Below are 21,954 nucleotides of genomic sequence, written 5' to 3'. Positions count from 1 at the left end.
AAGGTAATTATTGGTTGTGGTGAGAGCGGTTTTACTTCACCTTCGAGGGTGTTGGAATCGCCACATTGTGTAAAACGAACATTTGTGGCGTTCATCAGGTTCAGGTATACTACTTTCCCGTCTTGGTACCTCCATCGTCTTTAAACCTAAACTCTCAGGTTCAGCATGACAACTAATTATATTTTTGTGACCGGCGGGGTCGTTTCCTCTCTGGGTAAAGGCATTGCCGCAGCCTCTCTGGCGGCTATTCTTGAAGCCCGTGGCCTCAACGTTACCATCATGAAACTGGACCCGTACATCAACGTGGATCCGGGCACGATGAGCCCGACGCAGCACGGTGAAGTGTTTGTCACCGAAGACGGCGCCGAAACCGATCTGGACTTGGGTCACTACGAGCGGTTCATCCGCACCAAAATGTCGCGCCGCAACAACTTCACCACTGGCCGTGTCTACTCTGATGTCCTGCGCAAAGAGCGCCGTGGCGACTATCTGGGCGCGACCATTCAGGTGATCCCGCATATCACCAACGCGATTAAAGAGCGCATCATTGAAGGTGGCGAAGGCCACGATGTCGTTCTGGTCGAAATCGGCGGTACCGTCGGCGATATCGAGTCTTTACCGTTCCTTGAAGCGATTCGGCAGATGGCGGTGCAAGTGGGCCGCGAACACACGCTGTTTATGCACCTGACGCTGGTGCCGTATCTGGCGGCAGCGGGCGAAGTGAAAACCAAGCCGACGCAGCACTCCGTTAAAGAACTGCTTTCCATCGGTATTCAGCCTGATGTGCTGATTTGCCGTTCCGACCGCACCGTGCCTGCCAACGAGCGTGCAAAAATTGCTTTATTCTGTAATGTGCCAGAAAAAGCAGTAATATCCCTTAAAGACATTGATTCGATTTATAAAATCCCGTCGCTATTGAAATCACAGGGGCTGGACGATTATATTTGTAAACGATTCAGCTTGAACTGTCCCGAAGCCAACCTGTCAGAATGGGAACAGGTTGTGTATGAAGAAGCGAATCCGGGCGGTGAAGTCACTATCGGTATGGTCGGCAAATATGTTGCTCTGCCGGATGCCTACAAATCCGTTATTGAAGCCCTGAAACACGGCGGGTTGAAGAACCGTCTGACGGTGAATATCAAACTGATCGACTCACAGGATGTTGAAACCCGTGGTGTCGAAGTATTGAAAGATTTAGACGCTATTCTGATTCCTGGCGGTTTTGGCTATCGTGGCGTCGAAGGGAAAATCATGTCGGCGCGTTACGCCCGTGAGAACAATATCCCTTATCTGGGCATTTGCCTGGGGATGCAGGTCGCATTAATGGAATTTGCCCGTAACGTTGCCGGAATGGAAGGCGCAAACTCAACGGAGTTTATGCCAGACTGTAAGTATCCGGTGGTTGCGTTGATCACAGAATGGCGTGATGAGAACGGCAATGTTGAAGTCCGTGATGAAGCAAGCGATCTGGGCGGCACCATGCGCGTTGGTGGGCAGCAATGCCATCTGACCGAAGGCAGTCTAGTGCGTCAGATGTACGGTGAGCAGACGATTATCGAACGTCATCGTCATCGTTATGAAGTTAACAACATGCTGTTGAAACAGATTGAAGCGGCGGGATTACGGGTTGCTGGTCTTTCCGCCGACCGCAAACTGGTGGAGATTGTTGAATTACCCGATCATCCCTGGTTCGTTGCCTGCCAATTCCACCCGGAATTCACGTCAACGCCGCGAGATGGACATCCCCTGTTTGCCGGCTTTGTGAAAGCCGCTGGCGCGTACCAGAAGCGTCAGGTGAAGTAAGAGTTATATCAGCAACGCGCGATCTATCGCGCGTTGCTCGTCTAGGGTTTTAGTTCTATCTAAAGTTTTAGTTTAACTTGTACTGAGGAAAATCTAATGTCCAAAATTGTTAAAGTCATCGGCCGTGAAATCATCGACTCACGCGGAAACCCAACTGTTGAAGCGGAAGTTCATCTGGAAGGTGGTTTTGTAGGTCTGGCTGCTGCGCCATCAGGAGCTTCTACTGGCTCTCGCGAAGCACTGGAACTGCGTGACGGTGACAAATCCCGTTTTCTGGGCAAAGGCGTAACGAAAGCTGTTGCTGCTGTTAATGGCCCGATTGCTCAGGCTGTACTGGGTAAAGACGCGAAAGATCAGGCGAACATCGACAAGATCATGATCGACCTGGATGGTACTGAGAATAAATCCAAGTTCGGTGCTAACGCCATTCTGGCTGTTTCTCTGGCAGCCGCTAAAGCAGCTGCTGCGTCAAAAGGCCTGCCACTGTACGCGCACATCGCTGAACTGAACGGCACCCCAGGCAAATACTCTATGCCACTGCCAATGATGAATATCATCAACGGCGGCGAGCACGCGGATAACAACGTTGATATTCAAGAGTTCATGATTCAGCCTGTTGGCGCAAAAACGCTGAAAGAAGCCATCCGTATGGGTTCTGAAGTGTTCCACACTCTGGCTAAAGTTCTGAAATCCAAAGGTATGGGTACGGCTGTTGGTGACGAAGGTGGCTATGCGCCAAATCTGGGTTCCAACGCCGAAGCGCTGGCTGTTATCGCTGAAGCGGTAAAAGCAGCAGGCTACGAGCTGGGCAAAGACATCACGTTGGCGATGGACTGTGCAGCGTCTGAATTCTACAAAGACGGTAAATACGTTCTGGCTGGCGAAGGCAACAAAGCGTTCACCTCTGAAGAATTCACCCACTTCCTGGAAGATCTGACCAAACAGTACCCAATCGTTTCTATCGAAGACGGTCTGGACGAATCTGATTGGGCTGGCTTCGCTTACCAGACTAAAGTTCTGGGCGACAAAATCCAGCTGGTTGGTGACGATCTGTTCGTAACCAACACCAAGATCCTGAAAGAAGGTATCGAGAAAGGCATCGCTAACTCTATCCTGATCAAATTCAACCAGATCGGTTCTCTGACCGAAACGCTGGCTGCGATTAAAATGGCGAAAGATGCAGGCTACACGGCTGTTATCTCTCACCGTTCAGGCGAAACTGAAGATGCCACCATCGCTGACCTGGCAGTAGGTACAGCGGCTGGCCAGATCAAAACCGGTTCTATGAGCCGTTCTGACCGCGTTGCTAAATACAACCAGCTGATTCGTATCGAAGAAGCGCTGGGTGATGCTGCACCGTTCAATGGCCTGAAAGAAGTTAAAGGCCAGTAATTACGCCTCTGGCGTTATCAGGTCGCTGAGAAAGCGGCCTGATACGCGCCCAGCGTGATTAACTATAAAAATCCAGAAGCGTGAAAACGTTTCTGGATTTTTTTCGACTGCGTATCACTACAAGGTTCGAAGAACAACCATTCCCGGTTTTGAGCGCATATATTCAAGAAATGGCGAGTCGACAACTTTTCTGTTTGTTTCGAGCGAAGAAGCGTTTCTGAACCATAGGGTGTTATCCTGATGGATGGCGATCCCTACGTGTGAAACATCCAGTCCTTCAAGCGGTGAATAAACACCTACGTAATCGCCTGTTTTCAGATGGCTGATTACCTGCGCATCAATTAAATTGCCTGGGATGAAATTTATTGCCCGCGGGATAATTCCTAATCCTTTAACATATTCCCCGCCCTGCGGGTTATAATTAAGTCGTTTATTGACAGTGTCATAATTTGGACTGATATCTGCGGTTATATCCAGAGCGTTATGTGGATTCTTGGTACTCCAGTCAGTAAAAAAGTGGCGGCGGGTAAGGTAGGTGACACGACAGTCGATATAGCGTGTCTTGACGAGATTTTTCAGAAATGATGTTTGATCTTGGCTCTGACTGAGTGCTTCAACGTAATCTGCGAGCGTGAAACAGTCTACGCCGTTGAAATCAGCAACCAATGCCTCAGCTTCTTCAGGAGAACCAATTAGTGTGCCTGCTTTGTAGGGCGTATTGAGGAAGGCTGATGATACCTGACCGATAATTTCTCCTCTGCTTTTACCTGGTGATGTGGTGACTTCTGAATTAATAATGAAGCTGATTTTCTCGATGGTCGTTTCATCTATAACAGTACGATATTCTTGATTATTAGGTGAAGTGCCGGAGGCTAAAGGGGCTGGAAGATTTTGACGTGAGGACATTGATGCTTTCACCATATATACCTAATTACGTTAATGTGTGTAATTAGTATTATTGACCGGTTTATTTATTTGTGGCTGTAAAAAAATGCTTTATTTTCTTAAATTCATATTTGTATCATATGCATATGTAAATATTTATATTCGTAATATTTTAGTTACATGTATATTGGCAGTGTTACTCAGTGCGCCTCACCCTGTGGATACACTGCAAATCTCGTTCAAATCTGTCCCAGAAAAATTTGCCAGTCGCCCAAATCACTGACTCGAGTAAGTGATTTGGGCTTCAGTGAAAAACATCCGGTCTCCCACTGAAGCCCAACTGTTGGCTGGTCAAATTCATTCACGACGAATTTTTTCTTCTCTTGCCACCTGATTGATGTAGGGTATAGCGCGGGTTAAGCTAACTGTTTGAGAATCGCTTTAGCGACCACTTCCGAGCTGGCTGGGTTCTGACCGGTGATCAGCTTGCCGTCTTCAACGAGGTACGGTGCCCAATCTGGGCCTTTTTCGTAGAGCCCGCCGAGTTTCTTGAATTCATCTTCAATCAGGAAAGGCACCACGTCCGTCAACTGAACCGCCGCTTCTTCACCGTTGGTGAAGCCTGTCACTTTGCGGCCTTTAATCAGTGCATCGCCATTTTCTGCTTTTACATGAATCAGTACGCCCGGAGCGTGGCAGACAAAACCGGTCGGCTTGTTGGCGCGCACAAAAGCTTCGATGAGCGCGATAGAGACTGGCGATTCTGCCAGATCCCACAACGGGCCGTGACCACCGGGATAGAAGACCGCATCGAAATCCTGTTCGCTGACGGTATCCAGTTTTACCGTATTCGCCAGTTCCTGTTGCGCAGCCGGGTCGGCTTTAAAACGGTGCGTCAGTTCGGTTTGAAAATCGGCCAAATCGCTTTTCGGGTCAAGAGGCGGCTGGCCGCCAGCAGGGGAGGCGAGCACCAGCTCGGCACCTGCGTCTTTAAAGGTGTAATAAGGGGCGGCAAACTCTTCCAGCCAGAAGCCGGTTTTATTACCCGTGTTGCCCAGTTTGTCGTGAGAAGTCAGTACCATTAAAATTTTCATCATTTTTCTCTCTAGGGTTGCAGGATGATCGGGTGAATAGACGCTGGTTACCCTTTCAGGGCGGCGACAATCGCGTCTTGTTTCTCATGGTAAGGCGCACGCAGTGTCAGGTTAGACGCGCCATCTTCACTTTGTATGACAATCGGTTTGGCGTGGCTGAAACGGCGGAATCCGTGAACGCCGTGATACGCGCCGATGCCGGATGCGCCAACGCCGCCGAACGGAAGTGTGTCGATCGATACGTGCGTCATCACATCGTTGATGACCAGCGCGCCTGATGTCGTTCTGCTGGCGAAGCGTTGCTGCATGGCTTCATCGTTGCTGAACAGATAGGCCGCCAGCGGACGTGGATGCGCATTGATGTAGTGAATCGGTTCCTCTGCGGCCTGATAGGTTTTGATGGGCAGCAGCGGGCCGAAAATTTCTTCCTGCATGATCGTCATCTCATCGCTTACGCCGAACACCAGATGCGGGGCAATCTTACGGCTTTTGGCGTCGTAGGGCGCTTCGCCTTCCGGTGCCAGACTGACGACCGTCGCGCCTTGCTGCTCAGCCTCTTTCAGGATGCGGATCAAACGATCGTAATGTCTGTCAGCAATGATAGACGTGTAATCTGGATTCGCCTGTAACGTCGGGAAGCTTTTCTGCATAAAGGCTTTTGCGGCATCGCGGAAAGCCTGCTCTTGACCTTCGGGCAGCAGAACATAGTCCGGCGACAGGCAGATTTGTCCGGCGTTGAAGGTTTTCACCGTCAGCGTGCGTTCAACGGCTTCAGTGATATCCGCGCTGCTATCAATTACGACCGGTGATTTGCCACCCAGCTCCAGCGTGACCGGCACCAGATTCTCTGCCGCCGCGCGCATCACCAGTTTCCCAACGGCGGTGCTGCCGGTGAAGACCAGATGATCGAACGGCAGCTCGCTGAATGCTTGACCGATTTCTGCATCACCCAGCACCACGGCCAATTCCAGCGGATCAAAATAGTGGGCAATCAACTCCGCCAGCAGCTCAGACGTACGCGGCGTGAGCTCTGACGGTTTCAGAATTGCGGTATTACCGGCAGCAAAAATGTCAGCCAGCGGGCCGAACGACAGATTCACCGGGAAGTTCCACGGGCTGATCACGCCAATCACGCCCAAAGGCTGATGTTGAATCCATGCCTGCATGCTGGGAGCGGGCTCATCCACGGGTTCTGGCTGCATCCAGCGTTCAACGTTGTCGATGGCGTTCTGGAGTATTTTCAGCGTGATGCCGATGTCGGCGGCGAAAGAGTGATACAGGCTGCGATGGCCGAAATCGTCACTCATAGCCTGCGCGAGCGCCGCATGGTTTTCACGGAGCAGGTTGATGCTGCGCTGTAAGCGATCTTGACGCAGTGAGGCATCGGCGGGGCCAGAGGCAATGTGAGCGCGCTTCATCGTATTCAGGATAGCGTGTAAATCCTTTTTGGATTGTTGTGTCGACATGTTTTGTCTCCTTTTCGTCGTCGAGTACCAGAGAAAACAGAAAGTTAGCCGGGTTTTCCGGGTCACTCAAGATGGGGTAAAGGATACGGCAGGGGTTGATCCGCCCGCCAACAAGATTATTATTCGGGGGGTATAAATAATTTTATGGCCCATACCCGTCATACTTCAAGTTGCATGTGCGTTGGCTGCGTTCACTCACCTGAATCACTTACTTGAGTAAGCTCATCGGGATTCGCTCTCTTGCCGCCTTCCTGAAACTCGAATTATTTAGGGTATAAATATCTATAGGTATCGTATGTCACTTATCCGTCTACGCACGTTTGTGGAAGTCTATCGGCAGCGCTCAATTAGCGGTGCGTCACGCGCGCTCAATCTGACTCAGCCTGCGGTATCGCAGCATATTGCCGGGCTGGAGGTGGCGGTGGGGCGGCGGCTTTTTGAACGTCAGGCAAATGGCGTAACGCCAACGTCGGCGGCAGACGACTTAGCGGCGGATCTGGGGGACAAGCTCGATGAGGCCGAGGCGGCGCTGGCTTCCGCCCGCGCAAGATCGATGGACGTCGCGGGGACGCTGCATATCATTGGCCATGCGGATTTCATGGCCGAAGTGGTGTCGGAACAGCTGTTACCGCTGCTTGAAGCGGGTGTGCGGGTGCACATGCATACTGGCGACGGCGATTTGATTAAACAAATGCTGCTTGAAGGGCACTGTGATTTGGGCATAACGGCGCACCCGGTGACGGATAAGCGGTTGAAAAGCGATCTGTTGAAGAGTGCGACATTACAGGCGGTGGCGGCGCCTGCGATTGTCGAACGACTATTGCAGACGGGCGATCTGCCGCAGGCGATGGCGCAGGAACCGATGCTGGCGTATGACCTTGAGTTTCCTCTAATCGATCACTGGTTGAAGAAGAACCGCATGGAGGAGAAGGGACTGGTGCCTGCCGTGGTGAGTCAGGATCTGCGTGCGCTGCGTCGCGTGCTAACCAGTGGATTTGGCTGGACGGTGATGCCGGTGTATTTATGTCAGGACCTGCTGGATGCGGGGGAGCTTGCCATTATTCCGCCTCCCGTTGGCACAACGCAGCTGGATTACTATCTGGCCTGGGTGCCAGGTGCTCTGCGCCAGCCGCGTTTAGCCCACGCGCGGCAAACCTTCCTGTGGCGACTGCAGCACGCTGAATAGCGCTAGTCTCTGCTAAAAAAAACGCCATTTTTCAAGACATCACAAGGCAACGTCCGTTGGCGACGTTGCCCTTCTTCCCGCTGACTTCCTATCTTCTATCCTGTGATCGCCATAAACGAACTGCTAGTTTCGTTCAGTTAAAATCGCTTTTTATAAAATCTTTGAAGCGGATCGCACCAATCTTCCCTGTGCTGCCAGCGTGGGGCGCGTGGTGGCAAAAGCGCAAAGGTTTTCACGATCGCCGGGCGCTACCGTATCAGCGTGACACCTTCATAATTAAAAATGTTCGGGGAAGGATGGCGATGAAAACGCGTAAGATCGGTTTGGCTAACTATTTAGCCTACGGTTCAGGGGACTTTCTTGGTGCGGGTACCACCGCGCTGACGGCTGCCTGGTTACTCTATTTTTACACCACGTTCTGTGGCTTAACGCCGATTGAGGCAACGTTTATTTTTGCGATGGCGCGCGTGCTCGATGCCGTCGTCAGCCCGCTGATGGGCTTCCTGACCGATAACTTTGGTTCAACCTGGCTGGGCAAACGCTTTGGCCGCCGTAAGTTCTTTATTCTGCTCGGTATTCCCTTCGTGTTCAGCTACAGCTTCATGTGGGTCGGGGATATGGGCTATTGGTACTATCTGCTGACGTACCTGCTGTTCGATGTCGTTTATACGATGGTGCTGGTGCCGTATGAAACGCTGGTGCCGGAAATGACTGATGACTTCAAACAGAAGACCAAGTTCTCCGGCGCACGTATCGCGCTGGCGCAGCTGTCTGCGATTTTGGCCGCGTTTCTGCCGGGCATCCTGCTGGGCTACTTTGGCAAAGACAATGCGGTGTCCTTCTTCTATTCGAGTCTGGTGTTCTCCGTTATCTGTGCGCTGGTGCTGACGCTGGTCTATTTCTTTACCTGGGAACGGCCGCGCGATCAGATGTCGGAAGCGTCGCTGCGGGCGGAGAAAGAGCGTCAGTCTCTGACGTTAGGCCAAAGCCTGAAACGGCTGAACGTTGAGCTGGTTTCCACTCTGCGTATTCGTATTTTCCGTCAGCATCTCGGAATGTATCTGGGCGGGTATATCGCGCAGGACGTGTTTAACGCCGTGTTCACTTACTACGTGGTCTTTGTGCTGATGCAAAGCCCGACGATGGCGTCGAACCTGATGGGAACGATGGCGATTCTGCAATTTATCGCGGTTATCGGCATGATTCCGCTGTGTATTCGCTTTGGGCCGGCCCCGTCTTACCGATTGGTCGTGTGCCTTTTTGGCGTGAGTGCGCTTTCCTATGCGGTCCTGTGGTACAGCGGTCTGCATGACACCTTCTCTCTGCTGCTGTTGATTTCTGCGCTGGCGGGCATCGGGCGCGGCGGGATCAACTACGTACCGTGGAACACCTACACTTACATCGCGGATGTGGATGAAGTGATCACCGCACAGCGTCGCGAAGGGATCTTCGCCGGGATTATGACGCTGACTCGCAAAGCCTCTCAGGCTGGTGCGGTGATGCTGGTGGGCGTGGTGTTACAGCTCTCCGGCTTCGTATCCGGGCAAAGCGTACAGGCACCGGGCGTCAGCCACACGATTCTGATGATTTTGAGCTTCGGCACCGTGGGCGTGCTGGCGCTGGGCTTCCTGGTTTCTCTGCGCTTTAAACTCAACCTGCAAACGCACAGCGTGTTGCGTGAAGAGACGCTGAAAATGCGTGAAGCCGGGCGTCCTGTGCCGGAGAAGATTACGCCGCAGGCGCGCGCAACGGTCGAAATGCTGGCTGGTATGCCGTATGAATCGCTGTGGGGCAACAACAATATCGGCTATCTGAACCGCCACAAAGGCGACAAGCCGGTCACGCACGCCACACAGCCGTAACTGTATTGAACTGTTAACTGATAACTCAATTGGATGAATGACTATGACCGTATTCAGTGTAAAACATAGCCCGCTTTTACGTCAGCCAGAACGCTTCATCTCCCGCGAGGATCTGAAAGCGCTGATTTGCCGTATCACCGACAATCTGGTGAATATTGAGGACAAAACCGGTGAGTTCTTGTTACGGCTGGACGATGGTCGTGTGATTGATACCAAAGGCTGGGCGGGATGGGAATGGACGCACGGCATCGGGCTGTACGGGATTTATCAGTATTACCAGCAAACGGGTGATGAGCAGATGCGCGCCATCATCGACGACTGGTTTACCGAGCGTCTGGCGGAAGGTACGCCGACGAAGAACGTGAACACCGTATGCCCGTTCCTGACGCTGGCTTATCGTTATGAAGAAACGGGCGATGCCCGCTGGCTGCCGTATCTGGAGCGCTGGGCGGAGTGGGTGATGTATGAAATGCCGCGCACGGACAAGCAAGGCTTGCAGCACATTGTTTATAACAATGAAAACCACCAGCAGCTGTGGGACGACACGCTGATGATGAGCGTGCTGCCGCTGGCGAAAATCGGCAAGCTGCTAAATCGACCGGAATTTGTAGAAGAAGCCACGTATCAGTTCCTGCTGCACGTGCAATACCTGATGGATCGCGAAAGCGGCCTGTGGTTCCACGGCTGGACGTTCGAAGGGCAGCACAACTACGCTAAGGCTCGCTGGGCGCGTGGCAACAGCTGGTTGACGATCGTTATTCCTGAATTTATCGAACTGCTGGATCTGCCAGAACACAACGCGACGCGTCGCTTCCTGTTGCAGGTGCTGGAAAGCCAGATTGAAGCATTGGCAAAATATCAGGATGACAGCGGCCTGTGGCATACGCTAATCGACGATCCGAATTCATACCTTGAAAGCTCGGCAACCGCTGGTTTTGCCTACGGTATCCTGAAAGCGGTACGCAAACGCTACGTCGACCCGAGCTACGCTGAGGTGGCGGAGAAAGCGATTCGTGGCGTGATTAATCACGTCAATAAGGACGGTGAGCTGACGCAGGTGTCATTCGGCACCGCGATGGGCAACGATCTGGATTTCTACCGCAACATCGCCCTGACCTCCATGCCTTACGGTCAGGCGATGGCGATCCTCTGTCTGGCGGAATACCTGCGGGTGTATCTGTAACTGGATTAACGCGAGCGTTGCCTCTTAGTCATATCGGTTATGCTGGCTAAGGGGCAGTTTCGTGCGCCACACCGTCGCTATTCATATGCGATACCGTATACGCGCCCGACGCAGGGCGCTCAGTCGCCGCCGCCCTGCGAACCCAGGCTTCCGGCTAAATTATGCCGCTGCGCGGTGCCATCGGTGTTCATGACCGCGATTCGAGCCGTCAGTGACGCGTTTACTCGCCCCATAAATGTGGCTCGCCCTTCGGGCCAGCACAAGTGCTGTTCAAAAACGTCCCTGACGTTTTTGTCCGACGCGGCACTGACTTTCGCGGCATCCATGCCGCTCACTCGGCGGTCACGCCCACCGCTGCATAATTTTTACGCTGGATAACGGCAAAAGCCGTAATAATTGGCAGCATTTGTGTATAAGAAATTAGCGAAGATAAGAGGGATGTTTTATTTCCCGCCCGCTAGATCGATAAAATTCCCTGTGACGTAAAGCGCCGTTCGTCATGTAACCGTCAGTAGCCAAAATAAAAAGATTTTGTACAAAACTGTTCACCCTCTTCACCAAAGTTTTTTATTTTTAATAATCAACAGATTAATGGGTGGTGAGTTGGTGAACAGGTGATGAGTCGCTCATCACTCTATAGTGAGATTTAAGAAGTGTATAGCTATTTACTACACAATTGATTATGATTTTTGTATAACGATTAGCTATACAGGAGGCGGTTGTGAGAACAGAAGCGAAAGAAGCGCCGATCAACATTCGGGCTAAATCATCACAACGGGAACTGATAGACGTTGCCGCGAAGCTGCTTTCAAAGTCACGTACTGATTTTATCCTTGAGGCTGCATGTCGTGAGGCAGAAGAGGTGCTATTGGATCAACGCCTGTTTCTGGTTGATGACTCACAATTTAATGCTTTTATTACCGCGCTGGAAAAACCTGTCGCAACCAATGAACGGTTACAGGCGTTATTAGACAGGAAATCACCGTGGGAATAATGGCACCTGAATTATTATTACCTCAGCATGCCGTTGTTGATTTCCGAAGTTCAGAACCGTCACTGGACGACTGGCTGAAGCGTAAGGCGCTCAAGAATCAAACCATTGGTGCATCACGCACTTTTGTCGTGTGTGAATCGGGTGGGAATCAGGTTATTGGCTTTTACGCGTTGGCAACTGGTAGCGTGCAGCGCCAATCCGTATCGGGTGCGTTACGGCGCAATATGCCTGATCTGCTGCCCGTATTAGTCTTGGGTCGTCTGGCGGTAGATGAACGTTACCAGCGCCGTGGAATTGGCGCGGGACTATTAAAAGATGCGACCTTGCGTTCCCGGCAGGTTGCTGAACAGGTAGGGACGAAAGCGTTATTAGTTCATGCGCTGTCTGAGGAAGCAAAAGATTTCTATCTGCATTGGGGCTTTACGCCCTCGGAAATCCAGCCTAGCGCATTGCTTCTACCACTCTGGTAAGTCTATGTTTGCATAGTGAAAAACTTGATGAAGCCTGTTCTGCTGTTGGGGGGAGCGCGCTATCTCTATCCATGCTACTTATTGATGAATATAGGGAATATCACTTTTTCCTGTGGATCGATACCTTTGGCTAACAGAGATAGTTTTTCGTCCCTTATTGCGCGGGCGTCGGCTAGCGATAATGCTGGGTAAGCCCCAAATCCGATCATGGTGCGTTGGCCGGTCACTGGTTTCTGGTAACGGAATCGCCACAGCTTTTTTCGCAAGAAGCAGGTTTCTTACTCGTAGCAGCTGCAACGTCGTGAATCGTCCATCATCACCCGCCAAAGGAAAGAATGCCTGGCGGCTGCGTTCCCCATGTTTCACTGCATTGGTGTTACCAACGGGAGCACCTGCACCGATACGTTTTCCTCCCCAACCGGACGATCTTGATTGTTGGTTGTGTTTTTTGTTGTCTTTCATGGTTGTGTGAGGGCTTTACTAGCGTAATCTTTTTATTGCATCGTCATATGCTTCGGAGCGCTCACGTTTGCCAACTGACACAACAAAAACCACCACTTTTTCATCTTGAACCTGATAAACCAACCGATAACCGGCAGAGCGCAGCTTTATTTTGTAGCAGTCCGGCATACTCCGTAATTTGTTGGCTTCGATACGTGGGGCATCCAGAATGTCGGCCAGTTTCTTTTTGAATTGATTACGAATAGTCTCGCCCAGCTTGCGCCATTCCTTTAGTGCGCGTTCGTCAAAATCCAGAAAGTACGACATTAAAGATCATCCAGCGTCACGCGTACTGGTTTGGGATTGCGGAGACGTTCACGAACAATTTCAATCAATTCAGCATCTTCATCACTAAGTAATGCCTGTTTAAAGGGAAGTCGTTCATTTTCAGCAATGTATTCCAGTGTAAGGCGCAATGCTTCAGAAGGTGTAACCCCCAGTTTTTCGAGTGCGGCGTAGGAGCGTGTTTTAAGATCATCATCGATACGGAGATTAATGCTGCCCATTATACTCACCTTTGCAGTTACATTTGTCTTTACGTAGTTTCGCTCTTTTTTTATTCAGTTGCAAGGTGTGAGTAGGTTCCTGTCAAATGGACTCTAAATAGCTTTGCATAATATCGCTACACTTGTTGAAGGAGGCACACCCCCAGCTCTGGCCTCGTCAGATGAGAAGTGAAGCATCAATGCGCGAAGTTATTTAGATGCTATTCAGGCCAGTTCAAATGAAGCTAATTCTTTTAACAGGGTATTCGTGATAGGAAGATAGAGCGAATTAGGCTTACGTTGAAAGGCAACAAATCCATACTTCAGATAAAAATCCTTCGCAGCCTGATCTTTGGCATCGACATGCAAAGCCCATATTCCTGTCGTCGAGCGTGATACATTGAGGATCGTATCAACGAGTAATGAACCGCCTATGTCTTTTCCTGCAAATTGAGAATCAACGGCAAGGCGGCCAAGTAACGCTGCAGGTACAGAAGGATAACGCGGGAGTTTCTTGATAATCGTATCGGGAAGGCCGCTGATGTCGATCGCACTGGAAGATAACGTATAAAAGCCTGCTACGTTATTGTTTTCATCAACGGCAGCATAACATTTAGTAAAGCGTTCCAGGCTGTCCTGCCCAGCATACTTTTGCAGGTAGGTATTTAATTCAGGAACGCCGCAATTAAAGTCTTTCTTGTTATGGTTTTTGGCAAGTAGCGTGTAGGTCAATAAGCTCATTTTATCTTCCCAGCGCTTTACGCCTTTTCATTGCGCCTAGTAATGCAGGGGAAACCGGTGATTCAGACAGTAGCGAGTCAGCAAATTGCTTTTGGTCTTCCATTGCCAGTCTCAGGATTGCGGTTTCCTCTACGGCTCTTTTAGCGGCTTCCTGCGTTGCTGTGATAATAAAATCCGTCATTGTACGACCCTGTAACTCGGCGGCATGTTTGATCAAGGCGTGGAGTTCCGAAGGGATGCGCGCTTCCAGTCTTGCGGTGGTAGGCATAGCCACCTCATATGCATTGTTCCGGCAAATTGCCGTACAGGTAGTATATAAAAGATACATATCAAAAGATAGTCTGAGTATTTGCATTGAGGATGAGCGTGCTTATCTCAAAATAAAATGATTTTGCGAAAAACTGTTCATCCTCTTCATCTTGTGTTTTTTATCTTTATTTTTAGTGAGTTAATTGATGAACAGTGAATGAACAGGTGATGAGTAACTCACCACCCTTGCAGGTAAGGTATGCCTAGGCCGTAATTGTGGTACTCTTTATCGCATATATATGCGGATTAAAGGTGAAAGCACATGCGCTATGAAATGGCAGTACTCGCGGCTCTAGTACAAGAGGATTCCCCGAATACGCAATCTATCGTCACCGCTACGGGTATCTCTGAAAGAAAAGTACAGGACGTGTTAAACACGCTCCAGTCAACGATGGATATCAGCATATCACGCGTAAAAAGTGGCAAACGGCAAGCCTTGTCTATCTCGTCATGGGGCGTGTTTGGTGACGGGGAACGGCTGATCGAAAAACTGAAAAACACCGACCTGTCGATATTTAGACAGCATCGGAAAATCACCACAAAAGTGTTGCCAAACAAAACGCGATCCTCGCGTATGGTGACGCTGGATGAAAAGCGCGATTATTACAATCAGGTGAAACTCAAAAACTATCGGGACAGTATGCGTCTTGAAGGATTCAGCGTTGAGGATACGCCGCTTCCCGCTGACAAGCAGGAAAGGGATGCGCTGAGAAAAAATCTGATTGCCATGTATAAAGCCGGTGGCTATGTCTGATAAATACGGCTCAGGGCAAGATCCTTATACCTACCCCGATAGCGATGTTCTGATAAACAAACTCGGCATCAACGATGACAGTCAATTCGACGATGCAGAGCGTCGGTTATCCGAACTGGCTGTTCTCGATATTGAATTTGAAGAACCACCTTACGACCTGCATTACTGGTGTGGGCTGCACGGGAAAATATTCGGGGATTTATTCGCATGGGCAGGAGAAATACGGCGTATCGATATTTCTAAAGGTCAAACACGTTTTTGCGCCGTATCCCGTATTGCAATTGAAGCCAATAAAATTTTTACCCAACTATCCAATGATGATTTTTTACAAGGCCTTGAACGTCCAGCGCTAATCACTCAGTTAGCAGAATACTATTCAGATTTGAATGTGATTCATCCGTTTCGGGAAGGAAATGGACGTTCTCAGCGTTTATTGTTCGAGCATATGATTATCAATTGTGGCTATGGTGTCTCTTTCGAAAATATCGGTGTTCAGAAATGGTTAGCGGCTAACGTGGCCGGATACCACGGCAATACTCAACCATTAGCCGATATTTTTGAGAAAAGTATTCTCTGACCTCTCCAATAAAAAATTTTTCACGAAACTGTTCGCCCTCTTCATCACAGAGTTTTATTTCTACTAATCAATAGATTGCTGGGTGATGAGTCGGTGAACAGATGATGAGCCACTCATCACCTTGATAGATAGGTTGCACAACAAAATAGCCGCGAGTTGAAAACTGTCCGCGCTTATAGTCGGTCTTTGGCTGCTTTATAAACTTCTTGTAGCAGTCAGCCATTCCGTGAAGATGATTGGCGGGAACGTGGGGATTTTGTAAAAACTCTTTCAGTTTTTTGGTGAACTGCTCCCGCACGGGCGCGCCCAGCTTCTTAAATTCTTTCAGTGCGTGCTCTTCAAACTCCAGCTTATAACTCATCCAGATCGACCTTCACATGTTTCCCCTTCATCCGGGAACGGGCAATTTTGGCGAGTTCGATATCTTCCTGATAGTCGGCCAGCGCTTCCCATGTTTCAGGAGAAACATAGTAGCCAGAGATACGGCCATTGGTTAGCACGGCTACAGGTTCGCCGTTAGCTTCTTTAAGCGCGGCATTAGGGGACTTTTTAAAGTCGCTGATACTCACGGCTGCATTTGCAAGGATAGGTTGTACGGACATAATCAGCCCCTTTTAAGTATGATATTTGATACTGAATTTAGCGCTTAACCAAAAAGGCAGTAACATCACGGTATAAATGTGACACCAAATAAAATAATATTGAAAATACATTAAAAACAGGGAGGTTTAATGGATACTACCGAGGAACTTAATAGCACGTATTACTATCACGGGCATGGGAATTTAACTGCCGGAGAGTTATTTAACCTGATCTTTCTTGAAAATTTTTCTTCTCGTACCGATTTGGAAATTACAGCGGCGGCGCTGATCCTCTCAGGGCAACCTTATCTAAAGGTGTCAGGAAAACTATCTGCCGCCACAGCAACACCCGGAACGAGTGTTGCTTCCAAAGTATCACGAGCATTGCTCAGAGATTTACGTTTCCCTTATGGGCTAAGGCCACTTACGCCTATGGGAAAAAATCTTGCGACATTGAAGATGGTTCCAACGAATAAAATTGCCTCTTTTGCTGGTCGTTATATTCCATGGATAGGCTACGTCCAATTGATTGCTATAATGCAATCGGTAGCAAGGGACACCCGTCGACAGTATAACCTGATCGCTAGGCCAGAAGACCGCATTGAATGGACGTATTTCTGATGAACAAAAGAGATATCGAAAATGAGATTATTCAATATCTCATGGAACGTTACCCGATTAGGAAAAATTGGTTTAAATCCGGAATTAGACAAGTCACTAAAGACTGGACGTTACAGGATGATTATCAGTTTCTACCAGAGGATGCTCACGATTTCCTTCTTGATGTATTCGGACATTTTAATATTGAGCATTCAAACTTTGATGGAAGAAATTATTTTGAATATGAGTATCCAATCTGGCAAAAGAAACCACTATCGAAAGCGTTAAAACCGCTCACTGTCGGGATGATTATTGAGTCAGCTAAAGCAGGGAAATGGTTATACCCTGGGGGAAATTGAATTTTAGCCATAAGTGTATGTTTTAATTTATTTTAAAGTTTTGTTATTTTTGTTCATATAACTAAACGTATAACTAAAACAAAAAGTCACTCTAAAAAATAGTCTTCGTATGGTGATAGAGTCTCGTTTGATGTGCTGGTTTTTAGTGCTGGGTGCGATGTAAATTTAATTTTGCTTTACGACGCTCCAACACCATCATTTTTCGGGTGTGTTGCCATAGAATCCCATCTAGCAACATAAACTCGCGCCACTCGGTTGTACCCAAAGAAAGAGATCTGTGCATCAACTCGCCTACACGTTCAGCAAGTAGTAGGTTTCTTACTCGTAGCAATTGCAACTGCGTGAATCGCCCATTATCACCAGCCAAAGGAAAGAATGCCTGGCGGCTGTGTTCCCCATGTTTCACCGCATTGGTGTTACCAACGGGAGCGCCCGCACCAGTACGTTTCCCGCCCCAGCCGGACGATCTTGATTGTTGGCTATGTTTTTTGTCGTCTTTCATCGTTGTGTAGCTGTCAGCCGGTGGATGTGCGTTCGTTAAAATTCATGAAAGTGGTTATTCACCATTTTGATGGTAAACGTCTGTGCGTATGAAAGACGCGCAGAATCTGGAACATATTATCTTTCACACGGTAGGGGATGATGTAGGGATAATGCGTTAACACCAGCTCACGCGTTCCTGGCACACGGCCTGGCCTTCCTATTGCTGGCTGTTGCGGTAGTAATTCCGTTAATCTTTGGACTTCATCTACGAACTGGCTGGCAGCCTGTGGATCGTCTTGCGCGATATAGAGGTATTCGGCTTCTAAATTGGCCGCAGCTTTACGCAGCCATTTAATTTCCATGTCTTGCCGTTCCTAGCTTTTTAAATAGATTGTTTATCTCATCTGATGAGACAAAATCGCCCGCATCGGCTTCTTTAATGGCCTGCTCAATCTCTGCTATCTGCCAGGCTTCCCGCGCAAGATAATCTTCAATGGCTTGTCCAGCCAGAAAAGAGCGGGTACGCCCTGTAGCTTTAGCCAGCGCATCAAGTTGCGCGGTTGTTTCATCATTTAAGCGAACGGACATGACGCCCATATTCTCACCTCACTACGTTGTATGTTTTGTATACATTGTAGTGGGGTGGGAAGAGAGAGGCAAGTGGCTACTCAGTGGTAGCTGGAATGTCGTTCTCTGTGCTGGTGTGAGTTAATCGCTGATCGTCTGTTAAGAGTGAGTAGCAGACATTGTGCATTTAGAGACTAGTGTAACACCAGGACTCTCTGTGGCTGTTTAATGTAGCCTTAGGTTGCTAAGGATGTATTGCTCAAATTCTGCTGTATGTAATCAATGAGTGCTCGCGTTTTAGCTGGCAAATAACGCCTGTCAGAATAAAGTGCGAACAATTGAAGTGGGGCTGGCGGTTGTTCAAACTTAATCTCGATCAGCCGTCCATCGTCGATGTAGGGTTGGCAGGCCTGTTTCGAAAGAATGGCGAAACCAACACCCGCTACCGCCGCGCGTCCTGCCATCTCTCCGCTGTTTACCCTGTAATGGCCTTTAACCTTAATCGTCTCGAATCCCCCCTTTTTATTCATAAACTGCCAGGGAGCACCTTTAAGTGCATTTACCGTGGTAATACAGGGTAATTCTTCAAATTGCTGTATATGAGAAGGGATGCCATAACGCTGAATGATGGAGGGGGCTGCAACGATAGTGCAAGGGATTGTCACCAGATGACGGGCTATGTAATCACTGTCATCCAGTTGGCCACGGCTCACAATGATAGCTAAATCCAGATCGTCTCGCAGGGATTCAAAACCAGACAAATTTGTGACACAGCTAATTTCCAGATCCGGGTGCTGGCAGGCAAAATCGGCAACCACAGAACCCAGCAGTGCAGGACCTATTTCATTGGGAATACAGATACGTAGTGGCCCCTTGAGCTGCATTTGCCGCAACGTTAATTCTGTTTCAGTCTGCTCAAGCGCTTCCAGTAATGGCTTCGCCCGGGTATAGAGCAGGTGTCCCGCCTGGGTGAGTTTCATATGTCGGGTGTTGCGCTCAATAAGCTGAAGATTCAGTCTGTCTTCTAACTGAGAAATACAACGACTCACGTTTGATGTCGGCATTTCAAGGATTTTCGATGCCCCAACAAAACTGTCTCTTTCAACCACCGCAATGAAAACTTTCAGGGTATTAAAATCAAGAGCTGGCCGCATAAACTATCCCATAAATGATAACAATAAGTGTCAGTTTTACCATCTAATGAACCGAATTGATAGCAGTTAAACTCAGATATCTTTCATCCACAGGTCGCTTGCTATGTCACTGGTCACAACAACGTTTAATCATAAAGCCCTCATCCGGATAGCGGTTGTCATGGCTTTTATCCAGTTCACGAATGCACTGGAATATATGATGTTCAACCCTGTTTTTGCTTTTATGGCAGCAGACTTCGTCGTTCCCGTATCATTCTCAGGCTACGTATCCGGCATGTACACCTCCGGGGCAGTCCTCTCGGGAATTATCGCCTTTTACTGGATTGGTCGTTTCAATAAGAAACGTTTTCTCTTCGTCAATATGGCACTCCTGGGGATACTGACATTTTTGACGACATTCACCTCCAGTTTTAGTCTTCTGCTTGCATTACGATTCTGCGCAGGACTGGTAGGAGGCACAACAATGGGGGTGGGTATCAGTATATTGATAAATCTCGCACCGGCTAACTTGCGCGGAAAAATGTTGGCGACGGTCATTGCATCATTTTCGATGGTAAGCATTGTCGGAATGCCCGCGATACTATTTTTGTGTGCTCATTACGGCTGGCATGTCGCTTTGTGGTTTATCAGTACGCTGTGTTTGTTGGCATTGCCACTGATTGTTTCCATCATCCCTCCGGATCCACTCTCTTTCGACACACCCCACGCACTGCCACTCGACGTTAATACTTTGCTGTTCGCTTCCAGTAATGCGCTGGTACAATTTAGCCCGATGCTGATCATTCCTGTTCTGGTACCATTAATGACCCAACTGCTGGGCGCCTCTCAAGACCTGCTGCCATGGCTGTTTTTCGCCGGGGGCATTGCAGGATACCTGTCAACAAAAATGACAGGCGCGTTAACTTCCCGTTTCTCTGCTTTGGTTCTGGCTACAGGGTCAACCATCGTCTTTATAGTGAGTTTGCTAATACCCATTCTGGGCTATCCGCATGCGGGGTTATTTATTACTGTATTTCTCGGTGCATCATACAGTCGTCTGGTTTCCTCCTCGGCGCTGACCATTCAGTTTCCTGATGACAGGCAACGAGCGGGATTCTCTTCATTGCAGTCATCAATAATGTACATGATCACAACGGTCGCATTTTTTCTGTCAGCTTTTCTATTACCTGGGCACGCCATAGCACCACAAAATATGAACACGTTGCTGGGGGTATGTGCAATTTCCGCATCAGGGTTCCCAATCATGGTTATCATTCTGAAAAAGAAACTGGCTAAGCGTACGCTCCAACCGAATCATCTCATCAATGATTAGCATAACGTCCGCTGTTGGCACATAGCAGACCGTCGAGTTTAGCCGATCTCCAGCAGTGTTTTACTCGGCTATAGATCGAAACCGTCCCTAATCTACCATTTCAAGCACGCTCCCCATACCATTCCCCGCCGTGCCGACATCGCCAAAAACCATAGCATTTCGATACATGTGTACCGACCAAAAAATTGATTTCAAATTGAATAAAATGAGGCGTGGCGCGGGTTTCAGCGAGGTACGCAGTTCGCACAGCAATGTGCACAACTGCGTACCAAATTGCGAACTAAACTGCGAATTTTTCCGTACCCGCTCAGTGTCGTTTTGCGTGCTTTCTTGCTGGCAATGGTTTAACCCATCATGATTTTTGTGTGCGCAAATTCTTATAGATAAGCAAAAGTGGGTCGGTTCGGTAGGTTCAGTCGGTTCACGCAGTCAACTGATTGATAGGTAAAATAATTATTTTCAGAATTGAACCGACCTAGGGGTAGGTTCACGCGGTGTGAAAGTCGGTTCATCAAGCCAGCCAGAATAGTTAAATCGCCAGATTTTAGATCCGCTCGATTTCACCAGCAGATACAACCCATCCCCATCCCCATCCTGTAGCGTGTATTCCTTCTCGGCAGGTTTGGCGGCTTTGATCTCGGTATTGCTCAGTGGTGTAGTTATACGAGCCATCGTAGTTATACGCTTTTGTAGTTATATGGGACGGTATAACTAAGCGTATAACTAAAATTTCAGGCTGTAAACGGGGTATACCGATAGATAACAGGCAATAAAAAACCCGCAAACTCAGTGAGAATGCGGGTTTTCATGGTGTTTCCGGTAGTAAACGATACTTGCCGGATACGAATGGCTGGGGGGAGTTGAATTTATTATTTATCTTAATGATTTAAATGAACTAATAGTCAGATAAATTTTCCATATGGTCCTAATGGTGGGCCTAAACGAAATTATTAAACCCTTTATTAGAGTGTGTTAGACATGGTCATAAATCCTCATGAGCAGGAACAGTAGTACAAAAGATAATACAATTTTACAGGCGTGGCCTGAGCGTTAGTGTTTCAGTGAAATACCAGATATTGAATTTTATTTAAGTTATTGATAATATTTTTTTTGATTTTCGCCGATTGGTTAAGATAATTTAAATGCTTGTGCCACTTTGGAGTTTGTCCATAGATAGCTAGCAGGTGATATTCTAT

General features: G+C 48.7%; 25 protein-coding genes and 4 pseudogenes. 12 read left to right on the top strand and 17 right to left on the bottom strand.

Going from position 1 to position 21,954, the window contains the following annotated elements; translation table 11 throughout:
* Nucleotides 1–165 precede the first annotated feature (165 nt).
* On the top strand, nucleotides 166–1,803 hold the full coding sequence (gene pyrG / locus JFY74_17035) for a CTP synthase (glutamine hydrolyzing) (GenBank protein ID QQG27753.1): 1,638 nt from the start codon (nucleotides 166–168) through the stop codon (nucleotides 1,801–1,803).
* A gap of 96 nt (nucleotides 1,804–1,899) precedes the next feature.
* Complete coding sequence (gene eno / locus JFY74_17030) at nucleotides 1,900–3,195, top strand: phosphopyruvate hydratase (GenBank protein QQG27752.1); 1,296 nt, start codon at nucleotides 1,900–1,902, stop codon at nucleotides 3,193–3,195.
* Nucleotides 3,196–3,312: 117 nt separating this feature from the next.
* Here the strand turns inward: eno and JFY74_17025 are convergent, their stop codons facing one another.
* From JFY74_17025 to JFY74_17015, 3 genes are all read right to left on the bottom strand, one after another.
* A complete protein-coding gene (locus JFY74_17025; protein ID QQG27751.1) occupies nucleotides 3,313–4,101 on the bottom strand; it encodes a DUF1460 domain-containing protein in 789 nt (262 codons plus the stop codon).
* Nucleotides 4,102–4,496: 395 nt separating this feature from the next.
* A complete protein-coding gene (locus tag JFY74_17020; protein QQG30577.1) occupies nucleotides 4,497–5,174 on the bottom strand; it encodes a type 1 glutamine amidotransferase domain-containing protein in 678 nt (225 codons plus the stop codon).
* A gap of 47 nt (nucleotides 5,175–5,221) precedes the next feature.
* Nucleotides 5,222–6,640 carry a coniferyl aldehyde dehydrogenase gene (locus tag JFY74_17015; GenBank protein ID QQG27750.1) on the bottom strand — a complete coding sequence of 473 codons (1,419 nt, stop codon included), beginning with the start codon at nucleotides 6,638–6,640 and terminating at the stop codon, nucleotides 5,222–5,224.
* Between the two features lie 295 nt (nucleotides 6,641–6,935).
* On the opposite strand from JFY74_17015, the gene JFY74_17010 reads away from it, so the two are divergent.
* The 3 genes from JFY74_17010 (at nucleotide 6,936) to JFY74_17000 (ending at nucleotide 10,871) form a co-directional block, all read left to right on the top strand.
* Entirely contained in the window at nucleotides 6,936–7,826 is an 891-nt protein-coding gene (locus JFY74_17010; protein ID QQG27749.1) for a LysR family transcriptional regulator, read from the top strand.
* A gap of 302 nt (nucleotides 7,827–8,128) precedes the next feature.
* Nucleotides 8,129–9,688 carry an MFS transporter gene (locus JFY74_17005; protein ID QQG27748.1) on the top strand — a complete coding sequence of 520 codons (1,560 nt, stop codon included), beginning with the start codon at nucleotides 8,129–8,131 and terminating at the stop codon, nucleotides 9,686–9,688.
* Between the two features lie 43 nt (nucleotides 9,689–9,731).
* Nucleotides 9,732–10,871, top strand: coding sequence for a glycoside hydrolase family 88 protein (locus JFY74_17000; GenBank protein QQG27747.1), 1,140 nt, complete (start codon nucleotides 9,732–9,734; stop codon nucleotides 10,869–10,871).
* Nucleotides 10,872–10,990: 119 nt separating this feature from the next.
* Here the strand turns inward: JFY74_17000 and JFY74_16995 are convergent, their stop codons facing one another.
* Nucleotides 10,991–11,197, bottom strand: a complete 207-nt coding sequence (locus tag JFY74_16995; protein QQG30576.1) for a hypothetical protein — start codon at nucleotides 11,195–11,197, stop codon at nucleotides 10,991–10,993.
* Between the two features lie 395 nt (nucleotides 11,198–11,592).
* Here JFY74_16995 and JFY74_16990 point away from each other — a divergent pair, with 395 nt between their 5' ends.
* The gene (locus JFY74_16990; protein QQG27746.1) at nucleotides 11,593–11,865 is read left to right on the top strand and encodes a DUF1778 domain-containing protein; all 273 of its coding nucleotides are present in this window, start codon (nucleotides 11,593–11,595) and stop codon (nucleotides 11,863–11,865) included.
* Nucleotides 11,856–12,335: a GNAT family N-acetyltransferase gene (locus JFY74_16985; GenBank protein QQG27745.1), complete on the top strand. Its 480-nt coding sequence runs from the start codon at nucleotides 11,856–11,858 to the stop codon at nucleotides 12,333–12,335. Before JFY74_16990 ends, JFY74_16985 begins: the two co-directional genes overlap by 10 nt.
* A 104-nt stretch (nucleotides 12,336–12,439) precedes the next feature.
* Here the strand turns inward: JFY74_16985 and JFY74_16980 are convergent.
* The 6 genes and pseudogenes from JFY74_16980 to JFY74_16955 all read right to left on the bottom strand — a co-directional run bounded on the left by JFY74_16980 (nucleotide 12,440) and on the right by JFY74_16955 (nucleotide 14,330).
* A pseudogene (locus tag JFY74_16980) lies at nucleotides 12,440–12,595 on the bottom strand (integrase arm-type DNA-binding domain-containing protein).
* Nucleotides 12,591–12,797: pseudogene (locus JFY74_16975) on the bottom strand (hypothetical protein). Before JFY74_16975 ends, JFY74_16980 begins: the two co-directional pseudogenes overlap by 5 nt.
* An 18-nt stretch (nucleotides 12,798–12,815) precedes the next feature.
* Complete coding sequence (locus JFY74_16970; GenBank protein ID QQG27744.1) at nucleotides 12,816–13,103, bottom strand: type II toxin-antitoxin system RelE/ParE family toxin; 288 nt, start codon at nucleotides 13,101–13,103, stop codon at nucleotides 12,816–12,818.
* On the bottom strand, nucleotides 13,103–13,342 hold the full coding sequence (locus JFY74_16965) for a type II toxin-antitoxin system RelB/DinJ family antitoxin (GenBank protein ID QQG27743.1): 240 nt from the start codon (nucleotides 13,340–13,342) through the stop codon (nucleotides 13,103–13,105). The genes JFY74_16970 and JFY74_16965 overlap by 1 nt, the downstream gene beginning before the upstream one ends.
* 204 nt (nucleotides 13,343–13,546) lie before the next feature.
* Nucleotides 13,547–14,062 (bottom strand): GNAT family N-acetyltransferase, encoded by a 516-nt coding sequence (locus tag JFY74_16960; protein ID QQG27742.1) that lies wholly within the window; start codon nucleotides 14,060–14,062, stop codon nucleotides 13,547–13,549.
* Nucleotide 14,063: 1 nt separating this feature from the next.
* Complete coding sequence (locus JFY74_16955) at nucleotides 14,064–14,330, bottom strand: DUF1778 domain-containing protein (protein ID QQG27741.1); 267 nt, start codon at nucleotides 14,328–14,330, stop codon at nucleotides 14,064–14,066.
* Between the two features lie 303 nt (nucleotides 14,331–14,633).
* Between JFY74_16955 and JFY74_16950 the strand changes: the two genes are divergently transcribed.
* Nucleotides 14,634–15,125: a helix-turn-helix domain-containing protein gene (locus tag JFY74_16950; protein ID QQG27740.1), complete on the top strand. Its 492-nt coding sequence runs from the start codon at nucleotides 14,634–14,636 to the stop codon at nucleotides 15,123–15,125.
* Nucleotides 15,118–15,702 carry a Fic family protein gene (locus tag JFY74_16945; GenBank protein QQG27739.1) on the top strand — a complete coding sequence of 195 codons (585 nt, stop codon included), beginning with the start codon at nucleotides 15,118–15,120 and terminating at the stop codon, nucleotides 15,700–15,702. Before JFY74_16950 ends, JFY74_16945 begins: the two co-directional genes overlap by 8 nt.
* A 205-nt stretch (nucleotides 15,703–15,907) precedes the next feature.
* On the opposite strand, the pseudogene JFY74_16940 reads toward JFY74_16945, so the two are convergent.
* Nucleotides 15,908–16,063: pseudogene (locus tag JFY74_16940) on the bottom strand (type II toxin-antitoxin system mRNA interferase toxin, RelE/StbE family).
* Nucleotides 16,053–16,304: a prevent-host-death protein gene (locus tag JFY74_16935; GenBank protein ID QQG27738.1), complete on the bottom strand. Its 252-nt coding sequence runs from the start codon at nucleotides 16,302–16,304 to the stop codon at nucleotides 16,053–16,055. Before JFY74_16935 ends, JFY74_16940 begins: the two are co-directional and overlap by 11 nt.
* Nucleotides 16,305–16,433: 129 nt before the next feature.
* Between JFY74_16935 and JFY74_16930 the strand changes: the two genes are divergently transcribed.
* Together JFY74_16930 and JFY74_16925 are read left to right on the top strand one after the other, a co-directional pair.
* Nucleotides 16,434–16,904, top strand: coding sequence for a hypothetical protein (locus tag JFY74_16930; GenBank protein QQG27737.1), 471 nt, complete (start codon nucleotides 16,434–16,436; stop codon nucleotides 16,902–16,904).
* Nucleotides 16,889–17,242 (top strand): DUF1493 family protein, encoded by a 354-nt coding sequence (locus JFY74_16925; protein ID QQG27736.1) that lies wholly within the window; start codon nucleotides 16,889–16,891, stop codon nucleotides 17,240–17,242. The genes JFY74_16930 and JFY74_16925 overlap by 16 nt, the downstream gene beginning before the upstream one ends.
* Nucleotides 17,243–17,384: 142 nt before the next feature.
* On the opposite strand, the gene JFY74_16920 is transcribed toward JFY74_16925, so the two are convergent.
* The 4 genes from JFY74_16920 to JFY74_16905 form a co-directional block, all read right to left on the bottom strand.
* Nucleotides 17,385–17,744, bottom strand: a complete 360-nt coding sequence (locus tag JFY74_16920; GenBank protein QQG27735.1) for a hypothetical protein — start codon at nucleotides 17,742–17,744, stop codon at nucleotides 17,385–17,387.
* A gap of 58 nt (nucleotides 17,745–17,802) precedes the next feature.
* Nucleotides 17,803–18,087, bottom strand: coding sequence for a type II toxin-antitoxin system RelE/ParE family toxin (locus JFY74_16915; GenBank protein QQG27734.1), 285 nt, complete (start codon nucleotides 18,085–18,087; stop codon nucleotides 17,803–17,805).
* Nucleotides 18,077–18,322: a CopG family ribbon-helix-helix protein gene (locus JFY74_16910; GenBank protein QQG27733.1), complete on the bottom strand. Its 246-nt coding sequence runs from the start codon at nucleotides 18,320–18,322 to the stop codon at nucleotides 18,077–18,079. Before JFY74_16910 ends, JFY74_16915 begins: the two co-directional genes overlap by 11 nt.
* A gap of 206 nt (nucleotides 18,323–18,528) precedes the next feature.
* Nucleotides 18,529–19,446: a LysR family transcriptional regulator gene (locus tag JFY74_16905; protein ID QQG27732.1), complete on the bottom strand. Its 918-nt coding sequence runs from the start codon at nucleotides 19,444–19,446 to the stop codon at nucleotides 18,529–18,531.
* 103 nt (nucleotides 19,447–19,549) lie between these two features.
* On the opposite strand from JFY74_16905, the gene JFY74_16900 reads away from it, so the two are divergent.
* Entirely contained in the window at nucleotides 19,550–20,758 is a 1,209-nt protein-coding gene (locus JFY74_16900; GenBank protein ID QQG27731.1) for an MFS transporter, read from the top strand.
* 525 nt (nucleotides 20,759–21,283) lie between these two features.
* On the opposite strand, the pseudogene JFY74_16895 reads toward JFY74_16900, so the two are convergent.
* Nucleotides 21,284–21,430, bottom strand: a pseudogene (locus JFY74_16895) (integrase).
* Nucleotides 21,431–21,954 lie beyond the last annotated feature (524 nt).

The organism is Pectobacterium carotovorum (genome assembly GCA_016415585.1).
In the GTDB taxonomy this organism is placed as follows: Bacteria; Pseudomonadota; Gammaproteobacteria; order Enterobacterales; family Enterobacteriaceae; genus Pectobacterium; species Pectobacterium carotovorum_K.
Note: the sequence above shows the minus strand (reverse complement) of the source record. Positions and strands in the feature narration are given on the sequence as shown.

What these genes read in the sequence shown, in the direction of transcription:
- pyrG (QQG27753.1), top strand. Translation starts at nt 166, where the DNA reads ATGACAACTAATTATATTTTTGTGACCGGCGGGGTCGTTTCCTCTCTG.
- eno (QQG27752.1), top strand. Translation starts at nt 1,900, where the DNA reads ATGTCCAAAATTGTTAAAGTCATCGGCCGTGAAATCATCGACTCACGC.
- JFY74_17025 (QQG27751.1), bottom strand. Translation starts at nt 4,101, where the DNA reads ATGTCCTCACGTCAAAATCTTCCAGCCCCTTTAGCCTCCGGCACTTCA.
- JFY74_17020 (QQG30577.1), bottom strand. Translation starts at nt 5,174, where the DNA reads ATGAAAATTTTAATGGTACTGACTTCTCACGACAAACTGGGCAACACG.
- JFY74_17015 (QQG27750.1), bottom strand. Translation starts at nt 6,640, where the DNA reads ATGTCGACACAACAATCCAAAAAGGATTTACACGCTATCCTGAATACG.
- JFY74_17010 (QQG27749.1), top strand. Translation starts at nt 6,936, where the DNA reads ATGTCACTTATCCGTCTACGCACGTTTGTGGAAGTCTATCGGCAGCGC.
- JFY74_17005 (QQG27748.1), top strand. Translation starts at nt 8,129, where the DNA reads ATGAAAACGCGTAAGATCGGTTTGGCTAACTATTTAGCCTACGGTTCA.
- JFY74_17000 (QQG27747.1), top strand. Translation starts at nt 9,732, where the DNA reads ATGACCGTATTCAGTGTAAAACATAGCCCGCTTTTACGTCAGCCAGAA.
- JFY74_16995 (QQG30576.1), bottom strand. Translation starts at nt 11,197, where the DNA reads ATGGATGCCGCGAAAGTCAGTGCCGCGTCGGACAAAAACGTCAGGGAC.
- JFY74_16970 (QQG27744.1), bottom strand. Translation starts at nt 13,103, where the DNA reads ATGTCGTACTTTCTGGATTTTGACGAACGCGCACTAAAGGAATGGCGC.
- JFY74_16965 (QQG27743.1), bottom strand. Translation starts at nt 13,342, where the DNA reads ATGGGCAGCATTAATCTCCGTATCGATGATGATCTTAAAACACGCTCC.
- JFY74_16960 (QQG27742.1), bottom strand. Translation starts at nt 14,062, where the DNA reads ATGAGCTTATTGACCTACACGCTACTTGCCAAAAACCATAACAAGAAA.
- JFY74_16955 (QQG27741.1), bottom strand. Translation starts at nt 14,330, where the DNA reads ATGCCTACCACCGCAAGACTGGAAGCGCGCATCCCTTCGGAACTCCAC.
- JFY74_16950 (QQG27740.1), top strand. Translation starts at nt 14,634, where the DNA reads ATGCGCTATGAAATGGCAGTACTCGCGGCTCTAGTACAAGAGGATTCC.
- JFY74_16945 (QQG27739.1), top strand. Translation starts at nt 15,118, where the DNA reads ATGTCTGATAAATACGGCTCAGGGCAAGATCCTTATACCTACCCCGAT.
- JFY74_16935 (QQG27738.1), bottom strand. Translation starts at nt 16,304, where the DNA reads ATGTCCGTACAACCTATCCTTGCAAATGCAGCCGTGAGTATCAGCGAC.
- JFY74_16930 (QQG27737.1), top strand. Translation starts at nt 16,434, where the DNA reads ATGGATACTACCGAGGAACTTAATAGCACGTATTACTATCACGGGCAT.
- JFY74_16925 (QQG27736.1), top strand. Translation starts at nt 16,889, where the DNA reads ATGGACGTATTTCTGATGAACAAAAGAGATATCGAAAATGAGATTATT.
- JFY74_16920 (QQG27735.1), bottom strand. Translation starts at nt 17,744, where the DNA reads ATGAAAGACGACAAAAAACATAGCCAACAATCAAGATCGTCCGGCTGG.
- JFY74_16915 (QQG27734.1), bottom strand. Translation starts at nt 18,087, where the DNA reads ATGGAAATTAAATGGCTGCGTAAAGCTGCGGCCAATTTAGAAGCCGAA.
- JFY74_16910 (QQG27733.1), bottom strand. Translation starts at nt 18,322, where the DNA reads ATGGGCGTCATGTCCGTTCGCTTAAATGATGAAACAACCGCGCAACTT.
- JFY74_16905 (QQG27732.1), bottom strand. Translation starts at nt 19,446, where the DNA reads ATGCGGCCAGCTCTTGATTTTAATACCCTGAAAGTTTTCATTGCGGTG.
- JFY74_16900 (QQG27731.1), top strand. Translation starts at nt 19,550, where the DNA reads ATGTCACTGGTCACAACAACGTTTAATCATAAAGCCCTCATCCGGATA.